The organism is Actinoplanes sp. TBRC 11911 (genome assembly GCF_012933445.1).
In the GTDB taxonomy this organism is placed as follows: Bacteria; Actinomycetota; Actinomycetes; order Mycobacteriales; family Micromonosporaceae; genus Actinoplanes.
Genome location: NZ_JABBNC010000042.1, coordinates 25,767 through 45,198, shown reverse-complemented (window position 1 = coordinate 45,198; position 19,432 = coordinate 25,767). Strand labels below are relative to the sequence as shown.

16 protein-coding genes are annotated in these 19,432 nt (G+C 70.7%); 9 read left to right on the top strand and 7 right to left on the bottom strand.

Features of this window, described 5'->3' with window-relative positions; translation table 11 throughout:
• Positions 1-37 precede the first annotated feature (37 nt).
• Positions 38-1,381 (top strand): histidine kinase, encoded by a 1,344-nt coding sequence (locus HH310_RS45645; protein WP_169180506.1) that lies wholly within the window; start codon positions 38-40, stop codon positions 1,379-1,381.
• Positions 1,378-2,034, top strand: coding sequence for a response regulator transcription factor (locus HH310_RS37530; RefSeq protein ID WP_169180505.1), 657 nt, complete (start codon positions 1,378-1,380; stop codon positions 2,032-2,034). The genes HH310_RS45645 and HH310_RS37530 overlap by 4 nt, the downstream gene beginning before the upstream one ends.
• 76 nt (positions 2,035-2,110) lie before the next feature.
• Here HH310_RS37530 and HH310_RS37525 read toward each other — a convergent pair whose 3' ends face one another.
• Positions 2,111-2,656, bottom strand: a complete 546-nt coding sequence (locus HH310_RS37525) for a hypothetical protein (protein WP_169180504.1) — start codon at positions 2,654-2,656, stop codon at positions 2,111-2,113.
• A 110-nt stretch (positions 2,657-2,766) separates the two neighbouring features.
• On the opposite strand from HH310_RS37525, the gene HH310_RS37520 reads away from it, so the two are divergent.
• Positions 2,767-2,997: a hypothetical protein gene (locus HH310_RS37520; protein ID WP_169180503.1), complete on the top strand. Its 231-nt coding sequence runs from the start codon at positions 2,767-2,769 to the stop codon at positions 2,995-2,997.
• A gap of 791 nt (positions 2,998-3,788) precedes the next feature.
• Positions 3,789-4,271 carry a glyoxalase/bleomycin resistance/extradiol dioxygenase family protein gene (locus tag HH310_RS37515; protein WP_169180502.1) on the top strand — a complete coding sequence of 161 codons (483 nt, stop codon included), beginning with the start codon at positions 3,789-3,791 and terminating at the stop codon, positions 4,269-4,271.
• A gap of 4 nt (positions 4,272-4,275) precedes the next feature.
• Here the strand turns inward: HH310_RS37515 and HH310_RS37510 are convergent, their stop codons facing one another.
• From HH310_RS37510 to HH310_RS37500, 3 genes are read right to left on the bottom strand one after another with little or no spacing between them, the layout of a single operon-like run.
• Positions 4,276-4,812 (bottom strand): pyridoxamine 5'-phosphate oxidase family protein, encoded by a 537-nt coding sequence (locus HH310_RS37510; RefSeq protein ID WP_169180553.1) that lies wholly within the window; start codon positions 4,810-4,812, stop codon positions 4,276-4,278.
• Positions 4,813-4,833: 21 nt separating this feature from the next.
• Positions 4,834-5,628, bottom strand: coding sequence for a GNAT family N-acetyltransferase (locus HH310_RS37505; protein ID WP_169180501.1), 795 nt, complete (start codon positions 5,626-5,628; stop codon positions 4,834-4,836).
• A gap of 2 nt (positions 5,629-5,630) precedes the next feature.
• Positions 5,631-6,284, bottom strand: coding sequence for a hypothetical protein (locus HH310_RS37500; RefSeq protein WP_169180500.1), 654 nt, complete (start codon positions 6,282-6,284; stop codon positions 5,631-5,633).
• A gap of 90 nt (positions 6,285-6,374) precedes the next feature.
• Here HH310_RS37500 and HH310_RS37495 point away from each other — a divergent pair, with 90 nt between their 5' ends.
• Positions 6,375-6,950 (top strand): hypothetical protein, encoded by a 576-nt coding sequence (locus HH310_RS37495; RefSeq protein ID WP_169180499.1) that lies wholly within the window; start codon positions 6,375-6,377, stop codon positions 6,948-6,950.
• Between the two features lie 45 nt (positions 6,951-6,995).
• Here HH310_RS37495 and HH310_RS37490 read toward each other — a convergent pair whose 3' ends face one another.
• Together HH310_RS37490 and HH310_RS37485 are read right to left on the bottom strand one after the other, a co-directional pair.
• A complete protein-coding gene (locus tag HH310_RS37490) occupies positions 6,996-8,150 on the bottom strand; it encodes an acyl-CoA dehydrogenase family protein (protein WP_169180498.1) in 1,155 nt (384 codons plus the stop codon).
• Between the two features lie 103 nt (positions 8,151-8,253).
• Positions 8,254-10,989, bottom strand: coding sequence for an AAA family ATPase (locus HH310_RS37485; protein ID WP_169180497.1), 2,736 nt, complete (start codon positions 10,987-10,989; stop codon positions 8,254-8,256).
• A gap of 346 nt (positions 10,990-11,335) precedes the next feature.
• Between HH310_RS37485 and HH310_RS37480 the strand changes: the two genes are divergently transcribed.
• Entirely contained in the window at positions 11,336-14,098 is a 2,763-nt protein-coding gene (locus HH310_RS37480) for a LuxR family transcriptional regulator (RefSeq protein ID WP_169180496.1), read from the top strand.
• Positions 14,095-16,653, top strand: a complete 2,559-nt coding sequence (locus HH310_RS37475; protein WP_169180495.1) for a LuxR family transcriptional regulator — start codon at positions 14,095-14,097, stop codon at positions 16,651-16,653. Before HH310_RS37480 ends, HH310_RS37475 begins: the two co-directional genes overlap by 4 nt.
• A gap of 11 nt (positions 16,654-16,664) precedes the next feature.
• Here the strand turns inward: HH310_RS37475 and HH310_RS37470 are convergent, their stop codons facing one another.
• Complete coding sequence (locus HH310_RS37470) at positions 16,665-17,930, bottom strand: ATP-binding protein (protein WP_169180494.1); 1,266 nt, start codon at positions 17,928-17,930, stop codon at positions 16,665-16,667.
• Positions 17,931-18,089: 159 nt separating this feature from the next.
• Between HH310_RS37470 and HH310_RS37465 the strand changes: the two genes are divergently transcribed.
• Positions 18,090-18,440: a PadR family transcriptional regulator gene (locus HH310_RS37465; RefSeq protein WP_169180493.1), complete on the top strand. Its 351-nt coding sequence runs from the start codon at positions 18,090-18,092 to the stop codon at positions 18,438-18,440.
• Positions 18,437-19,420, top strand: coding sequence for a permease prefix domain 1-containing protein (locus HH310_RS37460; protein ID WP_169180492.1), 984 nt, complete (start codon positions 18,437-18,439; stop codon positions 19,418-19,420). The genes HH310_RS37465 and HH310_RS37460 overlap by 4 nt, the downstream gene beginning before the upstream one ends.
• The last annotated feature ends 12 nt before the right edge of the window (positions 19,421-19,432 follow it).

The following is a 19,432-nucleotide window of genomic DNA, read 5'->3' as shown; positions in this document are numbered from 1 at the left end:
CGACGCCGTCGCGGCCGGAAGTTCCTACGATGGGGGCATGCCCCGACCGGTGACGCGGCGCCTGATGACCGACACCGCACTGGCGCTGGCGTTGTTCGTGCTGACCGTGGGCCCGGGCCTGGTGAACGGCTTCATCGTGCGGGATGCGGGCGGGCAGAAAGCCGGTGAGACGACGGCGAGCTACCTGGCCCGCAGCGGCCTCCCGACGGACGTCGCCTGGTGGGTGTTCGCCGGCCTGGTGCTGGCCGGCCTGATGATCAGGCAGCAGAGTGCGTTCGCTGCTCTGATCCTGGTCGCGGTCGGGACCTTCGGTCATCTGGTGAACCAGACCAAGTTCCAGCTCCTCGACCTGGCGCTTCCGGTCGTGGTGTACACGGTGGCCACGGTCGCCCGCAACCGGCGCATCGCCCTCGCCGTGCTGGGGTTGGTCATGGTGCTCACGTACACGGCGTCGCTCGCCAGCCGACTGGTCGACGCCCGGCAGCAGAAGATGGTCGTCGCCGAGAAGCTGGCCGAGCAAAGGCAGGAAGCGGAAGGGCAGCCGATCAAGACGGTGCAGCCGATCGACGCGATAACGCCGGGCGTCCTGGTCGACACCGGTCAGTCGGTCCTGGAGATGTGGCTGCTGCTGGTCGCGGCGTTCGCGGTCGGCGACGGCGTGCGCAGCCGCCGGGCGCACCTGGCGGCCCTCGAGCAACGTGCCGCCGACCTGTCGCGCGAGGAACGACAGCGGGCGGCTCTCGCGGTCGCCGCCGAGCGGGCCCGCATCACCCGGGAGTTGCACGACGTCGTGGCGCACGGGATGTCGGTCATGGTGGTGCAGGCGCAAGGCGCCGCGGCCGCGCTCGACCGGCATCCGGAGCGGGCCGCGACCGCGCTGCAGCACGTGATCGAGCTGGGCCGCTCGTCGCTTGCCGAGATGCGCCGGCTTCTCGCTACCGGGCGCAGCGATGCGGCGAGCGACGCCCAGCTGACCCCGCTGCCGGGCATCGGCGCGGTGCCCGCGCTGGTCGATCAGTTGCGGTCCGCGGGGATGCGCATCGACCTGCTGATCGACGGGGTGCCCGAGACGGTGCCGGCGGCCGTCGACCTGTCCGCGTACCGGATCGTGCAGGAAGGTCTCACCAATACGCTCAAACATGCGGGCCCGCAGGCCGAGGCCGAGGTGCGACTGGATTTCAGTACGGCGTGCCTGCGAGTGGTGGTGGCGGACAACGGCGCCGGACCGGCCGAGGGTGCGGACGGCCGCGGCAACGGGTTGCGCGGTGTCGCGGAGCGGGTCGCCATGCTGGGCGGCGTCCTGGAGACCGGGCAGAGTGGACGCGGCGGGTTCCGGCTGGGAGCGACGCTTCCCCTGTCGTCACCGGCGGTCGAGCGGTGAGCGTCCGGGTCGTGCTTGTCGACGATCAAACTCTGGTCCGTACGGGATTCCGCCTGGTGCTCGACGAGACCGGCGACATCGACGTGGTGGGCGAGGCGGCCAACGGCAACCAGGCCCTCGACGTGGTCGCGCGCACCCGCCCCGATGTGGTGCTGATGGACGTACGCATGCCCGGCCTCGACGGCATCGAGACCACCCGCCGCATCCGATCCGGCCCGCACCCCGCCCGGGTGATCATCCTGACCACCTTCGACCTGGACGAGTACGTGCTGGCAGGCCTCCGCGCCGGCGCGAGTGGCTTCCTGCTCAAGGACGCGCTCGCCGCCGACCTCGTCTCAGCGGTGCGCGTCGTGGCCGCCGGCGAGGCGGTGGCAGCCCCCAGCGTGACCCGCCGCCTGATCGCCCACTACCTCGGCAGCCCGGCGGCACAGCCGGCCAACGGCGAGCGCCTTGCCGCGCTCACCTCCCGGGAACGGGAGGTCCTGGCCCTGATCACTCGCGGACTGTCCAACGCCGAGATCGCCGCGGTTCTGCGCCTGTCCGAAAGCACCGTGAAGACCCACGTCGGCCGGGTCCTGGCCAAGCTCGACCTGCGCGACCGCGTGCAAGCGGTGATCCTCGGCTACGAATGCGGTCTGGCCGAACAGCCGTAGACCCCGCGGTGGCTGACCGGCCGTTCCCCGGCCGCCGTTTGCGGTGTCAGCGATATCGACCCGGGCGTCTTTTGTTTTAGTCGGCGGACGCTGTTCCTGCTTGTACGCGCTTCGCAAAAGAGCGAAGGCCGAGCCGACGATCGGCCTGCTCGTCGCTGACCTCACTGCAGCGGACCGCGAGATCCTCAAGAAATGTAAGCATGGGCCCCTTGTGATGGCCGTACTCGCGCTCGTGCAGGACGAAGGGTTCGATCGCGCTCCAGACCTTCCGCACGCGATATCTCATCATGTATACGACGATCTCATCATCAACGACGTCGAATATGACCATCGCAGCCAGCGCCTGAAAGTAGTAGGCGACGTTGATTACCCGCTCTTTAGCGGGACTAGGGAGATTTGCGATGCCAAGCTTGGGATCGTGCTCGACGGCCAGGCCAGCCTCTACGTACTCGATATCACGCATGAAGTCAGCATTTCTAAAATCCTGAACCATGTGTGCGAGTAATGGCAGGTGATTCGCCTGCCTGACGTAGCGAACTTGCCTCAGCGCGAACCAGGACGAAATGACGAGCGCCACGACTGCTACACAAATCGCCAGGACATTGAGGATCGCTCCATTCATCACTCGACTGTGACTGACAGCGTCAAGACGGTCCTTACCTCCGCGACGGCAGGCCTCAGTCATCACTCCGTTCCAACCACGATCGACTACGCTGTCATCGGCAGATCCGTATGCCGGGCAAGTGGCACAATGAGATCCGCGCTCGCCGCGCGCGGGAAACCGGCATGTGGGTTGCGTCCGCTGATGTCACCGGCGAGCGCGGCGGCACTCACCTCGGCTTGGGACCGACGGGCTTCCTCAACCCGGCGGCCGAGGAACTCGGCCACGTTCCGGTAGGCAGGCCCGGGATGGTCACCGTGGACATTGACCTGCCGGCCCAGCCGAACCCCGATGGCGTGTAACGACAGCGAGCTGCGTGGCCACCGCCGAGTAAGTCCTGACCGTGGTGGTAGGCGGTGAGTGATCTGGTCACGGTGTAGCTCCGGTGGCGCGGTGGTGCCAGAGCTGAGGCGCTGTGGCGATGCGTTCGCGGCCGGGCTGTCCCGTTATATGGGACACCCGCAGTCACATCATGGACTTTTGTGAACCTTGGAGAGTTGCGCCCACATACGAACCCGAACTCTCCAAGGTTCACATTCGGCCGGAAAAACCCGCCGGGCAAAAGCCTCATTACGTGACAACGATACTCTCTACAATGGACGATGGTCCCACATCGCGGACGGTGGGTCCATGATGCGGGCGCGGGTCTCAGCAGGCGGTCACCCGTCTCACGCAATGGAAGCGCCGCGCGGCCGCGCGCCGAGCCCGCCCGTCCGGCGGCCGAGCCCGTCCGATAGATATCGAGAAATGTCGGATATGCGAGGGGGCTGGTTGAAGTGCTGGCGATCAGATCGCTGATTCGCCTACAGCCACTGACTCGGCTTAGGACTTACTCGTCTAGCTACGGTGGTCATCCGTTCGGCTGCGACAACCGGGACGGGCTGGCCTCATTTCTTCGAGAACGGCGCGACCCACGATCGTGACCGGCAGTGCCGAGCCGCCGATGACGAGTCGCCGGGGGCAGCCCACAGATCGCCACCACCGCCGTGACCGCGATCAACAGAATGCCCGGCAGGCGATGGGCGCGCTTCATGAGCGAACATGATGCCATTGCGGTCAGCCGATGGCCGGAATTCCGGCAAGGGTTGAGGGCATGACCATCCAACTATCGGTTCCCCACGGCGGCGCGGTGCTCAATCCCTTCGTCATCGTCGACGACGCGGCCGGCTTCGTCGGCTTCCTATCCGAGGTCTTCGGCGTGCCGGAGACCACCGAGGCACGCACCCAAATGCCCAACGGCAAACTGATCCATGCCCAGGTACGCCTCGGCACCGTCGACCTGATGGTCGCCGACCGCCTCGACGGCTGGCCCGCACGCCCCGGCCTGCTGCAGGTGTGGGTCAGCGACCCGGTCGAGACCCTGCAGCGCGCCGCCGGCCTAGGCTCCACGACGGTCACCGAACCGACCCCGTTCTACGGCGAGACCACCCTCGCCCGCATGCTGGACCCGTGGCAGAACCTCTGGTGGCTGTGGACCCCCACCCCGGGCCAGCCCGACCCGGTACCAGCGTGGGAAGGCGGACCTGACGTCGTATTCGGCACGCTCGACAAGGCGTTGCGGTCCCTGGCGCGCTGACCGGTCAGCCGACGAGCAGGTCGCGGCGCGGCTCCGGCGGTCCCAGCGTGGTCGCCGACGTACCCCGCCGCACGAACTCTCCCCCGCGGGGCCAACGAGTGACAAACTGGTCGCCGGTGGCGTCGTCATAGCGTACGAAAGTGATGTCGTTGATCTGGACGGCGAACAACCGGAACTCGCCCGGTATCGGATGCCAGCCGAGCGCCTCCGACACCGCGGCGGCATAGCGCTCCTGGACGTCCACGCTGGTCTCGGCGCGCGCCGTACCGCGGACCTTGAATTCGCCCTCCCCACCGTCGCGACTCGTGATGACGCTGTGCACGAGCACCCGCGGGTCGCGGAGAAGGTCACGCGCCTTTGTGGACGCCGGCATCATCGACAGCCAGAGTTCGCCGTCCAGCAGGAAGGGCTCGACCGGGCTCAGCCGCGGCGTGCCGTCCCGCCGGATCGTCACGACCAGCACCACCCCGGGACCGACCAGCCGGCGCCGACCGGCCTCGGCCAGCTTCGGCTGTCGTTCGTCCACCTCGGACCATCGCATCACTATCGCCTCCTCCCCTCGCTATACCCCGATCGGCGGCATCCATTGGTAATGGGTGGACGTGGTGATCTCGTGGAAGCCGCTCCGGCGCAGGATGGGCGCGCTGGCCGGGGACGCGTCGACGTGCAGCAGCCGGAAGCCGCGCGCGGCGGCCTCGCGGGCCCGGGCGGCGAGCAGGGCGCGGTAGAACCCGCGGCCCCGCCAAGCCGGCAGGGTGGTGCCGCCGAGCAGCGCCACGAACTCGGTGCCCGGGTAATACACCACCCAGGCGGTGCAGACGAAGCGGTCACCGGCCTCGGCGGCCAGGAGGGTGATCTGGCCGGGATCGGCCAGGATCCGGGAGATGAGGTCGTCGGCCACCCACGAGCAGTCGAAGCCCCAGACCTCGCTCTGCTGGTCGGCGACGCGGCGCAGGTCCTCGGCTTCGGTGATCCGCCGCAGCGCGACGTCGCGGGGCAGGTCCGGTTCGGCGGCCACCTCCGCGGCGAGGCCGAGCAGCACCGTCGCCGGCTCCTCGGCGACGAACCCGGCGGCGACCAGGCGTTCGGGAAGATCGGCGGGCAGGTCGTGGGACCGCAGCTTCCACTCGACGCCCTGGCCGCGGGCCCGGAAGTAGTCCCGCTGGCGGGCGATCAGCCGATCCAGCGCGGCACCGGTGACGCCGACGTCGCGCGGCGCTCGGATGCGCCCCATGTGCCCGCCGACGACCCGCAGGATCGGACCGTCGTACTCGTAGGTCATGCCCAGCGGCACGGCACCGGCCGGCAGGCGCATCTGCGCGTCGTAGGCGGCCAGGAGAGCGGCGGTATCGACCATGGTCACATGATGCCCGTGTCGGACGAGAGCCAGCGCCGCCAGCTGGCCCGCCGGACGGGATTCTCCGGATGCTCCGCGACGTGCAGAAGGAACTGGGCGCGCAGGCGGACCAGGGGATCGTCCGCGTCGCGCAGCGCCTCGATCCGGCCGGCGAAAGAGGTGTCGAGGACATGGCGGACCAGCGGCGCGTACATCCAGTCCTTGCAGCGGTACGGTCGCTGGACGGCGGAGACGATCAGGTCGCCGATGGGTGGCCGGATCTGCTCGGGCACGCCGCCGCGGTCCAGCCGCCGCAGGATCACCTCTTTCGTCGTCCACGGCGACCACATCCACGAGCCGGGCGCCTTCCACTCCTCGGGATAGTCCGTTTCCCAGCGCAGAAACAGAACCAGAAATTCATCGGCCTCCGCGGTGATCGGTCCGAGGATCGTCTGCTCGCGGTGCCAGCGAAAGTCGGCCTGGGCCTGGTCCATCTCGGCGGCCAGGTGGGGTTCGGTCGGCGCGGGGGTCCCGGCCTGGGCCCAGATCCGGTTCGACCAGGTCAGCGCCTCGGCAGCGGCGGCGAGCAACGCCCGGTGCCGGTTCAGCGCACGGTGGCGCACCACGTCATCGGTCGCGACGAGGTCGAAAACCCACGAATGGCTCTCCGCGTCCACGGGCCTAGCTACCCAGGCGACGGTGAATGTCGGTGAACACGCTTCCAGTGTAGAAGGGCGCTTGTTGCACGGTCGGCTCATGCTGCAGCCATGGGGGCCTTTCTGCAGCCGGGCGAGCGGATCCTCTGGCAGGGCCGTCCGTTACGGCATCGGCTGTTCCGGCGTGCCGACCTGTTCCTCGTGCCCGTCAGTCTCTTATGGTTCGGCGTCGTCTTGTTCTGGGCGGCCCGTGTGCCCGTCCTCTTCGTGGTGTGGGGCGTGCCGGCACTGCTCGCCGGCCTGTACATTTTCGCCGGGCGGTTCGTCGTGCGGGTCGTCACATCGCGGCGCACGCGATACACGCTCACCAGCGCCCGATTGGTGGTCCAAGGCGGCTTCACCGGCGAGCGATGCACCATTGTCTATCTAAAATCGTTGCCGCCGCCGGTCATCTCGGTGCGCGAGGACGGGACCGGGAGCCTCGCGTTCGGCGAGTTCCCCACCGTCTCCGACGCTTTCGAGGAGGCCTGCCGGCGACGGCCCGGTTTCTTCTTCTTCACCCGCCGCATCGAGGGATGGCGTCTCTGGGCCAACGAGCCGGGCAAGACGCCGGTGCTCTGGGACATCGCGGACGTCCGCCGGATCCGCGACGTCGTGGCCCACGCGCAGAGCCGGGGCGGTGCCTGATCACCCCTCCCCCTCCACGGGGTGATCAGGCGCTCACCGTGCGGCCTAGAAGAGCGGAACCGCAGGATCAAGCCCCAGCCGTACGCGGCCAGCCGCCTCCAGAAGCGCAGCCGAGTGGTTGGCGTGCTGCAGCGCGACCATCCCGTCCCGGAACAGCCGCTCCACCCGGTTGCCGACGTACACCGACGTCGAGCTGCCCAGCTCGTACATCGCCACCAGCACCTGGCGGCTGACCTCGGCGGCGTGGCTCATCGCGGCGCGCAGCGCGGCCCGCTGCTCGAGTGTGACCGGCTCCCCCGTGCGCCCGGCCTCCTCCAACGTCCCCGCCGTGGCGAACAGCAGCATCCGCGCCGCCTCCAGCGCGGCCTGCGACCCGCCGATGACCGCCTGGGTGCGCGCCTGCTCGGCGAGCGTGCCGCCGGTGAACGTCTTCTTCTCCGGGGCCAGCCGCACGGTCTCGTCGATCGCCGCCTGCGCGACGCCGAGGACGACGGCGGTGCAGCCGGGGATGACCAGCGCGGGGATGAAGCCCCGGTACGTGGGCCGGTCGATGCGGGCCGGCTGGTCGATGCGGGCCGCGAGGTCGGCGGGCACGAAGGCGTCCTCGACGACGACGTCGTTGCTGCCCGAGCCGCGCAGGCCGGTGACGTTCCAGGTGTCACGCACGGTGAGCTGGTCCCGGTGCACGGGGAACAGCCGTACGTCGGGGGTGCCGGCCTCGGTGAGGCGGGGCGCGCCGTCCTGCATGACGATGGCGATCACCACGGTCCAGTCGGCGTTGTTGACGCCGCTGACCAGTTTCCAGGTGCCGGACACCCGGTAGCCGCCGTCGACCGGCACCGCGACGCCCGGCATGCCGGAGTTGGCGAAGACCGGCTCCGGCCCCGGCCCCCAGATCCGGGCGGCGCCCTGCTCGTCGAGCAGCGCGCCGATGAAGCCGAAGTTGGCGTTCCACACGACCCACGCCACCGAGGCGTCGAGGCGGCCGAGCTGCTCGTACACGCTCAGCGCCGTGGTCAGCGACACCTCGGAGCCGCCGAACTCGGTCGGCGTGAGCATCCGGAACGCGCCGGCCTCGCGCAGCTCGGCGACCAGCGTCGCGGGAAGATCCCGGCCCGCCTCGATCTCGTCGGCCGCCGCGCTGATCGCCGGCGCGAGCAGCGCCGGCAACGCCGCAACGGACTCTTGGTGCAAACTCATTCGAAACTCCCCATTCCCCTGACCCGCCGCAGGATCGCGGACAGGTTCCTGCCCACGAGATGCGCGGGGCCGGGAAAAAGTTCGGCCGGATCGAAAAATATTTTCAGCCGCTGTGCAGCGCGGACAACGCGTCGCGCAACGCCGCCCGCGACGTGATCCCCAGCTTGGGGAACGCGCGGTACAGGTGAGCGGCCACCGTCCGCGGCGACAGCGCGAGCCGTTCCCCGATCTCCTTGTTCGTCATGCCGGTCGCGGCCAGCTGGGCGATCTCGCGCTCCTGCGCGGTCAGCGTCGCCCGCGGCTCGGAGCCGGCCATGCCGGTGGCGCGCAGCTCGTTCTCGGCGCGGCGCGACCACGGCACGGCGCCGAGCCGGCCGAAGATCTCCTGGGCCATGGCGAGCTGCCGCCGCGCCTCGGTGATCTGCCGGCGACGGCGCAGCGTCTCGCCGTAGCACAACCGGACGCGGCCCAGCAGGAACGGCCACTGCTCGACGTCCGGCCCGGCCAGGGCACGTTCGAACAGGCGTACCTTGTCGGCGTCGTCGGCCGCGAGGGCCTCGGCGCCGTGCAGCGAGAGCGCCAGCCGCGAGGACAGTCCGTCGAGCTGAGCCTCCCGGGCGGCCGCCACGTGCGCGCGGGCCTCCTGCTCACGGCCGGTGCGCATGGCCGACTCGACCAGGTCGAAGACCACCCAGAGGGCGTGCGGCATGTGCGAGCGCAGCACACCGGCCGGGCTGATCTCGACGGCCGCCTGGTACGCGGACTCGAAGTCGCCCCTGGTCAGCGCCGCCATGCAATAGATTTCGTACGCCATGGCGCTGACCACGAGCGCACCACGGGCCCGGCCCCACTGGTCGAGCTCCTCGGCGCCGGAGACGGCCTTGTCGTCGCCGCGGGCCGCGCGCACCAGGTTGAGCACGTAGCCCTCGAAACACCACGTATACCGCAGGTAGCCGTGCCCGCTGGACAGTTCGCTGCCCTCCGCGACGAGCTGCTCCGCCTCGTCCCACCGGCCGTGTTTCCAGGCGTCCACGCTGAGGTTGACGATCGCGTTGATCGCGGCCGCGGTCGCGCCGCCCCGGCGGCCGTCCTCGACGACCCGTAGCAGCGCCTCGCGGCCCTCGCCGATACGGTCGGCGAAGACGGACGCGACGGTGAGCCGCATGATCTCGGCGGGGTTCTCCATCCGCGGCAGCCGGTGCAGTTCGTCCTCGAGCAGATGGACGGTCGTCGCGCCGAGCCGGGCCGGGTCGCCGTGCATCGCGCTGAGCAGCACCAGCGAGGTCGGCACGTCGTCGCCCAGGTATTTGACCGCGGCGTAGTACGGCGGCCACAGCTCGGCCCGCCCGCCGAAGTAGCAGACCACGATCAACAGGTAGAGCGCGTCGGACAGGGTCTCCCGGTCGGCGCTGTCGGCGTGCGCCTGCAGCGCGAGCGTGAGCAGCCGGTGCGGGGTGTCCACCACGGACTCCCGGTTGAACAGCAGGCTGGCGGCCGCGGTGGACAGCTGCAGCGACCCGGACGGGTCGTCGGCGGAGCGGCTGGCGCTCTCCAGCAGTTCCTCGGCGTTGCCGAGCTCGCCGATCAGTTCGGCGCCGATGGTCGCGGCCTCGGCCAGCCGGCGGACCCGGGCGGCCTGGTCGACGCTGAGCTCGGCGGCCCGGGTCAGCGTCTCGACGCTGGAGACCGCGTCACCGCGGGCGAGCACGATGTGCGCGGCGCGTTCCACCACGCCGGCGATGGCGTCGTCCGGTTCGACAGTGGATTCGGCCAGGTGAAAGGCGCGGCGCACCGGGTCCGGTGAGCGGTCGGCCAGGGACCGGTGGGCGCGGTTGCGTTCGCCGGGGGTGGACAACTCGACGACGGCGAGGCGGCTGAGCGGGTGCCGGAAGCTGAGCCGGCCGGACTGCGGGTCGAGCGAGACGATGCCGTCGCGCAGGGCGGGGTCGAGGTTTTCCAGGTCGGCGGTCGAGCCCACGATGACGCGCAGGTCGGCCGGGCCGGAGAGCGCCGCCATCAGCAGCAGGCTGCGGGTGGCCGCGGGCAGGTCGGTGATCCGGGAGGCGAAGACCTCCTGCAGCTTGCGGCTCATCGGCAACGACGAGGTCGAGGCGCCGGAGCGTACGGCGGGAAGTTCGGTGAGCGCGAGCGGATTTCCCTGGGCCTCGTCCACGATGCGCCGGCGGGCGCGCGGCGACAGATCCGGGAAGCGCTGCTTGAGCAGTTCGTCGCTGGCGGCGTCGTCCAGCGGGTGAAGCATGAGCTGCGGCATGCCGCTGTGCTCGAAGAAGCTGGTCTCCCCGGTGCGCTGCCCGATGACCAGCCCGGCCTGCAGCCCGCTCAGCCGGCGCGCGACCAGGCCGAGCACGATCGCGCTGGGCCGGTCGAGCCAGGGCAGGTCGTCGACGACGAGCAGCACCGGTGCGGCCTGGGCGAGTTCGCCGAGCAGAGCCAGGATCGCGTTGGACACGGCCAGGAAGCTGGGGGCCGGCCCGGTCGCCAGGCCCAGCGCCACCCGCAGCGCCTCGCTCTGCGGGCCGGTGGTCAGCGCGGTGTCGCGCATCACCGGTAGCAGCATCTGGTTGAGCCCGGCGAAGCTGATGTCGGCTTCGAACTCGACGCCGGCCGCGCGTAGCACGAGAAGGCCGTCGGCCATCGCCATGTCGCCCGCCGCGTCCAGCAGGATGGTCTTGCCGATCCCCGGGTCGCCGACGATCAGGAGGCTGCCGCCCCGCCCGCGCTTCGCAGCGCGCACCGTCTGAAGGATCATCCGGAGTTCGGCGTCGCGGCCGACAATACGGGGGGTGGCCGGTGCCGCCTGCACACTACTCTCGGTCAAGGTTTCCGGACGCCTCCTCGTGGACGCATGCCCAGGTGGGGCGCATGCTGGGTGGAGTGGGCCGTCTTCGGCCGATCCTGCTCCAATGCTCTTGGTAAGGCAACGTCGGTAACATCAGTACTTTTACTTAACCAAGCCCGCCGGGCCATCGAAAGGGCAACACCAACCATCGACATTTGACGCTAGCGCGCCGCAAAAACGATCATGTCGATTCGGCCCGGTTGTGGCGCCGGCCATACACGATGTGTGCCGGACCACGCGCGACCAGCGAAAACGTGTCCGGCGTCTCGCAAGTGAGCAAACAATGACTGATTCTTGAGCGGTCACCGGGGCGTTGGCTGTTGTCATGCGCAGCAGCGAAGCGGTGGTCGACGCGGACGCCGTCCTGGTCGGCCGCGAAGCCGAGTGGCAGGGGGTGTCCGCTTTCCTGGACGCCGCACTCCCCTCCGGCCGCGCCCTGATCATCTCCGGGGAGCTCGGCGCGGGTAAGACCGCCATGCTGACTGCCGCCCGAGCCGACGCCGAGGCCCGCGGAGCACGGGTTCTCGTGGCGGCCGGCTCGCCACACCAGCAGATGAACGATTTCACCGCCCTCGCTCGTCTGCTGGCACCGGTTGAGGACCGTCTCGACGTCCTCCCGGAACAGCTCGGCGCCGCCCTGGCCGGGGTTCTGGGCCTCGGCCCGGCGGCGCCGGCTGGTCCGATGCTCGTCGGCAACGCCACGTTGCTGCTGCTGCGGGCGATCGCCGACGAGCGGCCGGTCCTGCTGGTCGCCGACGACATGCACCGGATGGACGAGCCCAGCGCGTCCACCATCGCCTTCGTCGCACGACGGCTGCACGGCACCCGGGTGGCGGTGCTCGGCGCGGTCAACGTGACCCAGTGCGGACCCGCCGACCTCTACGGCTTCCCCCGCCAGGAGCTGCCGGCACTGTCCGGCGAGGCGGTCGACGAGCTGCTCAGCCGCCGGTTCCCGCGGATGGCGGCCGGCGTGCGGAACCGGATCCGGTCCGAGTCGCGGGGCAACCCGTACGCCGCCCTGAGCTTCGCCGGGGCGCTCACCAGGGAGCAGGAGAGCGGCGACACCCCGCTGCCGGCCGTGCTGACCATCGTGCCGGCGCCCGGTGACGTGCTCGCCGACCGGCTCGGCTTCCTGCCCGCCGACACCCAGCGCGCGCTGCTGGTGGCCGCCCTCAACGACAGCGGCGACCTGCGGGTGCTCAACGCCGCCTGTCCGTACGGGCGGGCCCTGGCCGTGCTCGAACCGGCCGAACGGGCGCGGCTGGTCACCATCGACGAGGAACGTCAGCGGCTCGAGTTCGCCCACCCGCTGATCCGGTCGGTGATCGTGGCGCGGGCCCCCGGTCCGGCCCGCCGCCGGGCGCACCACGCGCTGGCCTCGGTGCTGTCCGGCACCGACTCGCCACGCGCCGCGGCACATCTGGCCGAGGCCGCGTCCGGGCCGGACGACGCGGTCGGCGGCGCTCTGGAGCAGGCCGCCCTGGTCTACCTGGGCAGTGGGCGACCGCGCGCGGCGTTCACCGCGATGTCCCGGGCCGCCGAGCTGACCGCCAGCCCCGAGCTGCGCCGGTCCCGGCAGGCGAAGGCGAACTACCTGGACGTGCTGATGGTCAGCGTCCGGACCGGTGCCCGCCCGGACGTTCCGGAGCTGCTGGTGGGTGTCATCGCCCAGGCGTACCGGGAATCGCAGCGGGACCCGGCGGCGGCCTGCCGGCTGGTGGCCGGGGCGCTACGCGACGCGGTGAACCCGCCCCCACCGATCGTGCGTGAGTCGCTGCAGTCGCTGGTCACCTTCGCCGTCATGGCCGACCAGCCGGGGCTGTGGACCGAGTTCGAGGACGTGCTGGTCCGGTACGCCGATCTCGCCCCGGCCTCGGTGCGGATCTTCGCGGGCGCGTTCGGGCCGGGGTTCGTCGACGCCACGCTCGCCGACGTCGACGCGTTCCTGGACGACATCCGGCACGAGTTCAACCCGGCGATCGTGCTGCGGTCCGGGCTCGCGCTGACCTACCTGAGCCGGCTCAGCGGCACCCGGGAGCAGATCGCGCGGTGCGTCACCGAGGGTGAGGCGGACGGCGCGGTCGGCGTCGCGCAGCGTGCCCGCAGCATTCTCGCGCTGGACGCGTGGGCCTCCGGCATGTGGGACGAGGGGGTGCGTGTGGTGGCGCGCGCCGGGGCGGTCTCCGAGCAGATGGGCTACATCTCGCCGAACAGCCCGCTCTTCCCGGCCGTACGGGGTTTGATCGCGGCCGCCCGTGGCGAGTGCGAGATCAGCGCGGAGTCGGTGGCCGAGCTCGACGTGTGGGCCGGCCGGCGGCACAACGGGTTCGCCCGGCAGTTCGCCGACCACATCCGGTGCCTGGGCGCGCTGTCCGCCGGGGACGCCGAGGCCGCGTACCGGCACGCGACCGCGACCGGCGGCCCCGGCGAGCTGCGCCCGTACCGGCCGCACGCGGCCTGGCTGGTATTGGACCTGGTCGAGTCGGCGGTCCGCTCCGGCCGTCGCGACGAGGCGGCCGCGCACGTCGAGGCGCTGCGCGGCTGGTCCGCGACCCCGCTGTCGGCGCGGCTCCCGTTCGTGCTGGCCGGATGTGAGGCGATGGTCGCGGACGACGTCGAGGCGACCGCCCTGTTCGAGCGGGCGGTCACCGCGCCCGAGGCGCAGCAGTGGCCCTTCGACCTGGGGCGCATCGAATTGGCGTACGGGGATCATCTGCGTTCCCGGCGGGACATGCGCGGCGCCCGGCTGCACCTGACGAACGCTCTGCGGTGGTTCCACCGCCTCGACGCGTTGCCCTGGGCGAACCGGGCGGCCGAGCTGCTGCGCGCGACCGGGTCGAGCGTCACCGAGCCGGTGCCGGCGGCGGCGCTGTCCCCGGTGGAGCTGCGGATCGCGACGCTGGCCGCGGCCGGGCTGACCAACAAGCAGATCGGCGACAAGCTGTTCCTGTCCGGCCGTACGGTCGGCACCTATCTGCACGGCATGTTCCCCAAGCTGGGAGTCTCGTCGCGGGCGGCGCTGGCCGACGCGCTGGCGAACTGCACCACGGAATTCCCGGAGCCGGCGCTGGCCGGTGATCGGGCATGACGCTCGTGGATCACCCACTGGATCTGACCCGGCGGTCCCGCCGGCCGCGCCACCACGACGGCCGCGACCCGCACGCCGAAGCCGTCGACAAATTCGTCGCCCGCCTGAGCCGGACCGGCGACGCCATGATCGTGAGCGCGGACCGTGGCCCCGCCCGGACCCGCCTGCTGGACCGTGCCATGGCCGCGGCCGAACGATCCGCGTTCCGGGTGGTGCGGACCGCCGGCCTGGAGTTCGAGGCCGCCCTGCCGTACGCCGCCCTGAATCAGTTGCTGCTGCCGTTCCTCGAGCACCTACGGGTGCTGCCGGCTGCGCAGCGGGCGGATCTGAGTGTGGCGCTCGGCCTCGCGAACGGCATCGTGTCCGGCGACGTGGTCGCCCCGGCCGCGCTCACCCTGCTTGCCGAGGTGACCCGGGAGCAACCGGCGCTGTTAGTGCTCGACGGGCTGCACCGCGCCGACCCGGACAGCGTGGCGGTGCTGGAGTTCCTGGCGCCGCGGCTGAGCGTGCTCACCCGGGCCGGGCTGCTCGCGGCCGGATTCGGGCCGGCGCCGGGCTTTCGCACCCTGGTGTTGCCCGCCCAGCCGCACCGCGAGGCCGACGACCTGCTGCGCCGGGTCGGGCGGCTGCCGGTCGAGACCCGCCGGGCGCTGCTGGAGCTCGCCCTGAGCCGGACCCGGACCGGGTTCGGCGAGTCGCTGCGGCTGGCCCGGATGGCCGGACTGATCACTGTGGACGAACCGGCCGGCACGGTGTCGTTCGCCGACGCGATGACCGCCACCGTGGTGCTGCAGGCGTCCACCAGCGAGGAACGCCGGCAGGCACACCGCCGGCTGGCCGACCGGCCGGACACCGACGTGGCGGCCCGCACCCACCACCTGGACCAGGCCACCGTCGGACCGGACGAGGAGGTCGCCGGGCTGCTCGAAGGGGCCGGCCGGGCGGCGCTGGCGACCGGCGACGCGGTCACCGCCGCCGCGGCGCTGGTCCGGGCGGCGTACGCCAGCGTGGCCCCCGGCGAACGCAGCCGCCGGCTCGCCGAGGCGGCCCGCGTCAAGGCGCAGATCCCGGGCGCCGGGGCCGAGGTGTCCGGCCTGCTCGCCGAGGCGCGGCTCACCGACCCGGCCGTGGTGGAGAGCCTCGCGGCCGTGCTGGCGCGGGCGAACGTGCTGCTCAACGGCATCGGTGACGTGCGCGGTGCGCATCGGCTGCTGGTCGCCGGGATCGAGGAGGGCGACCGGCGCGGCGAGCGCGGCCCGGCGCTGGCCGAGGCGGTGCAGAACCTGCTGCTGGTCTGTGTGGTAGGCCACGACCGCACCATGTGGGACCAGTTCGACGACATCCTGGCCCGGCACACCGACGACCTGCCGCGCGAGCTGGTCGGCGCGGCGACGACCCTGGCACGGCCGGGCACCGCCAGCCCGGCCGTGCTGGGCCGGCTCGACGACGCGATCCGCAACCTGAACGACGAATCCAGCCCGAACACGGTGTTCCGGGTGTCCGCGTCGGCGTACGGGGTCGATCGTCTTTCGGGGTGTTGTGACGCGTTGCGCCGGGTGGTCGCCGGGACCGACCCGGAGAAGGCCGGCACCGCCGTGCTGACCGGCATGATGATGCTGGCCTACGAGGACATGCGGGCCGGGCGCTGGCAGCTCGCCCGGCAGGAGGCGGGCGAGGGCGTCCGGCTCAGCCGCAAGATCCGCATGCCACTGCAGGAACTGCCCGGCCGCTACGTGCAGGCGATCATCCACGCGGCGACCGGCGAGTACGAGGAACTGCGGGTGCTGGACGCGCAGGCCTTCCAGTGGGGGGTGCCGCGCGGCGTCAACTCGGTGCGGGCGCACATGGGGCACGCGACCGGGCTGGGCGCGCTGAGCCGCGGTGACTACGAGGAGGCGTACGCGACACTGCGGCCGGTGGCCGCCCCCTTCGACCCCCATGACCGGTACGCGCCGTGGATGCTGCTCGACTTCGTCGAGGCGTGCATGAGCACCCTGCGCGTCGACGAGGCCCGCGCACACGTCGCGGCGGCCGCGGATGCTGGGGTGCCCCGGCTGTCCCCGCGCAACGCGTTCATCCACGCCGGGGTGTCCGCGATGGTCGCCTCGGACGACGCGGCGGACGCGCTGTATACGGCGGCGTTGTCCGACGGCCTTGTTGAGGCCGGCACCTTTCACCGCGCCCGCATCGAGCTCTCGTACGGTCGCTGGCTGCGCCGGCAGCGGCGCCCGCGCGACGCCCGGCGGCTGCTGCGCGAGGCCCAGTCCACGTTCCAGCGCCTGGGCGCGGTGCCGTGGGCGAACCGGGCCGGCGCCGAGCTGGACGCGACCGCCGGCACCCGCAGCGGCGAGGCCGGCAAGCTCACCCCGCAGGAGCAGGTGGTGGCCGAGCTGGCCGCGGCCGGCCTGACGAACAAACAGATCGGCGAGCGTCTGCAGGTCTCGCACCGCACGATCGGCTCCCACTTGGCGCGGGTCTTCCCCAAGCTGGGCGTCACCTCGCGGGCCGCCCTGCGCGGCGCCCTGGAAGCGGCAAACCGCCCGGATCCCGACTGAGCGAGCTGCCCCTACGGGCCGAGCAATGCCAACGGGACGACCGCGACATTGTCGCGCCGACGGTAGGCGCGTTCGCCGGCGTAGATGACGATGGCGTCGATCAAGTCGTCGCCGATGCGGTCCCGAAGCCAGTGCAGGTGTTTGACGTCGGTGTCCTCGACACGGTCCGCCAGCTTGACCTCGACGCCGAGCACCCTGCCGTCGGCATGCTGAACGATCAGATCCACCTCGTGATTGTTGCGGGTCCGTAGGTGACTGACCCGCGCCTCACTTGCTTCGGCGTACGTGTGAATGCTGAGCGCCGCAAGGTGCTCGAACAAGGCACCGAGGATCGTGCCTTCGGACAAGTTGACGCTGCCTTGCTCCGCGCGTAGCAGTGCGATGCTCTCGAGCCCGAGCAGGCGCGCGGCCAGCGCCGGGTCGGCGAGCTGATGCTTCGGAGCCTGCCCGAGCCGGTCAAGGTGGTTACGGCCGGGAATCCACGGTGGTATCTCATCGAGCAGCCACAGTGACGACAAGGCGTCTCGATACGTGAGTGTGGTGTCCTTGGCCGGCTTGTTGGCCGGCCCGGCGGTAGCGGCATCGAGGATCTTCGAGTATGCCGCCGTTGTCGACGTCGCGGCGGCATAGGCAGCGAGCCATGCCCGCAGCACGGCTGGACGGCGAACCGGGTAGCCCTGCTCGGGGAATTCACGCTGCACCACGTTCTCGATGTACGCATCCAACTCGGCTCTTCGGACGCGAGGCGGTAATCCGCGGATGGCGGGAAAGCCCGAAGCGGTGATCTCCTCGACATAGTCGACCAGGCGGAGCTGGGTGGTGCCGTCGATGTCGCGGACGCCGGTAAGGAGCGCAGCCAAGCTCACTGACGGCGTCCCGATGCCCCGTTCCGCCAGACTCAAAGGACGCATCCGCATCGGGACGATCCGTCCAGCGCCTGAGTGGATCACCGTTCCGCGAGGCGCTGAGCTGCCCGCAATGATGAAGTGCCCAGGCGGGGAGCCGGCATCGACGGCGTGGCGTACCTGATCCCAGACCTCCGGTAGGCGCTGCCATTCGTCGACGAGCACTGGCCCGGGCAGGCGCGTCAAAACGGCGGGATCGGCGGCGAGTATCTCGCGTTGGGCAGGAAGGCTCAGATCGACGACTGATACGGCGCGTTGCATCGCCGTCGCTGTCTTCCCGACCCCCTTCGGACCGTGGATGGATAACGCACGCAGATGTGGCTGAAGCTCGTCCAACGCGCCATCTATGATCCTGCGCCGGTACTCGACCATGCGGCTAGTCTACCAAACGCAGGGTCTCTACTCTTCCATTAGCATGGCTTTTAGTCTGCCAAACGCCCCGCTCGACGATCCATCGATCAGCCAGGCATGTGCACGGCACTTTGGTGTGGCGCATTGCTATAGTGTGTGAGACACAGTATCGTGTTGGGCATGACAATCGATGCGACGCTAGCCGGCCACCTGCAAGAGCTGCGGCGCGGCACGGTCGTTGTCGCGAGCCTCGTCGTGCTGCGCACCCCGGGCTACGGCTACTCGCTGCTGGAGACCTTGAGCGCGGCCGGCTTCGAGGTCGAGGCGAACACGCTGTACCCGTTGCTGCGCCGCCTGGAATCGCAGGGCCTGCTCGTCAGCGAGTGGAACACCGACGAGGCCCGCCCGCGCAAGTTCTACCGCACGACCCCGCGGGGCGACGACGTCGCCGGCGCCCTGCGCACCGAGTGGACGCGGCTCGACACCGCGATCGGCGACCTCAACCCCACCACCCCCGGGAGACAGAAATGACCACCACCACGCTTGTCGACCGCTACGTGTACACCGCCCTTCGCCGCGTGCCCGAGCAGCAACGCGCCGACATCGACCGCGAGCTCCGCGCCTCCATCGAGGACGCGGTGGAGGCCAGAGTCGAGGCCGGCGAGGCACGCGAGCAGGCAATCGAGAACACCCTCACCGACCTCGGTGACCCGTCGCGGCTGGCGGACAATTACGCGAACCGTCCGCAGTTCCTGATCGGCCCGGAGCTCTTCCCGGTCTGGCGCCGCCTCATGACGATGATGTTCACGATCGTGCTGCCCGTCGTCGTGGCCGTCACGGTGATCGTGCAGCTGTTCGACGACCCGGACTTCGGCAAGGTCATCGGGGGCGCGATCGGCACCATCCTCACCGTCGGCGCGCACCTGGCCTTCTGGACCACCGCGCTGTTCGCGGTCGTCGAGCGCACCGGCTACGGCAAGGCCGAGCTGCGGACCACGTGGTCGCTGAAGGACTTACCGCGCTACGAGCCCGGGGCGATGAGCCGCATGCAGCTCGCCGCGTTCCTGGTGTGGCCGGTCATCGTGGTCGCCGCCCTGGTGCTGCAGCAGTTCACGTTCACCGACGTCCCGGTGCTGGACCCGGAGTTGTGGTCCTTCTGGTTGCCGTTGCTCATCGTGGTCACCGCGCTGCGCGGCGCCTGGGGTGTCTGGGTCTACCGCCTGCGCACCTGGACCCGTGCCTCGGCCGTGGCGAACGCGGTGCTGGTGCTGGCCGCCGCGATCCCGCTGATCTGGCTGCTGGCCACCGATCAGCTGTTCAACCCGGCGTTCGCCCCGCTCGCCGACGCCGGCCTGGGCGAGGACAAGCAGTGGATCACCGTGGTCGCCATCGCGGGGGTGGGCCTGAGCGCCCTCTGGGACGTGGTCGACACGACGATCCGGATCGAGCGTTCGATGCGCGGCCTGCCCACCAAGGTCGCCGGCACCGGCGGCAGCTACAACTTCGGGTAGGCCAGTGCCGAG

Coding starts and splice junctions, on each gene's coding strand:
- HH310_RS37495 (WP_169180499.1), top strand. CDS start 6,375: ATGGGGGCCTTTCTGCAGCCGGGCGAGCGGATCCTCTGGCAGGGCCGT.
- HH310_RS37475 (WP_169180495.1), top strand. CDS start 14,095: ATGACGCTCGTGGATCACCCACTGGATCTGACCCGGCGGTCCCGCCGG.
- HH310_RS37465 (WP_169180493.1), top strand. CDS start 18,090: ATGACAATCGATGCGACGCTAGCCGGCCACCTGCAAGAGCTGCGGCGC.
- HH310_RS37525 (WP_169180504.1), bottom strand. CDS start 2,656: ATGAATGGAGCGATCCTCAATGTCCTGGCGATTTGTGTAGCAGTCGTG.
- HH310_RS45645 (WP_169180506.1), top strand. CDS start 38: ATGCCCCGACCGGTGACGCGGCGCCTGATGACCGACACCGCACTGGCG.
- HH310_RS37470 (WP_169180494.1), bottom strand. CDS start 17,930: ATGGTCGAGTACCGGCGCAGGATCATAGATGGCGCGTTGGACGAGCTT.
- HH310_RS37510 (WP_169180553.1), bottom strand. CDS start 4,812: ATGCGATGGTCCGAGGTGGACGAACGACAGCCGAAGCTGGCCGAGGCC.
- HH310_RS37505 (WP_169180501.1), bottom strand. CDS start 5,628: ATGGTCGATACCGCCGCTCTCCTGGCCGCCTACGACGCGCAGATGCGC.
- HH310_RS37490 (WP_169180498.1), bottom strand. CDS start 8,150: ATGAGTTTGCACCAAGAGTCCGTTGCGGCGTTGCCGGCGCTGCTCGCG.
- HH310_RS37480 (WP_169180496.1), top strand. CDS start 11,336: ATGCGCAGCAGCGAAGCGGTGGTCGACGCGGACGCCGTCCTGGTCGGC.
- HH310_RS37460 (WP_169180492.1), top strand. CDS start 18,437: ATGACCACCACCACGCTTGTCGACCGCTACGTGTACACCGCCCTTCGC.
- HH310_RS37515 (WP_169180502.1), top strand. CDS start 3,789: ATGACCATCCAACTATCGGTTCCCCACGGCGGCGCGGTGCTCAATCCC.
- HH310_RS37520 (WP_169180503.1), top strand. CDS start 2,767: ATGCCGGGCAAGTGGCACAATGAGATCCGCGCTCGCCGCGCGCGGGAA.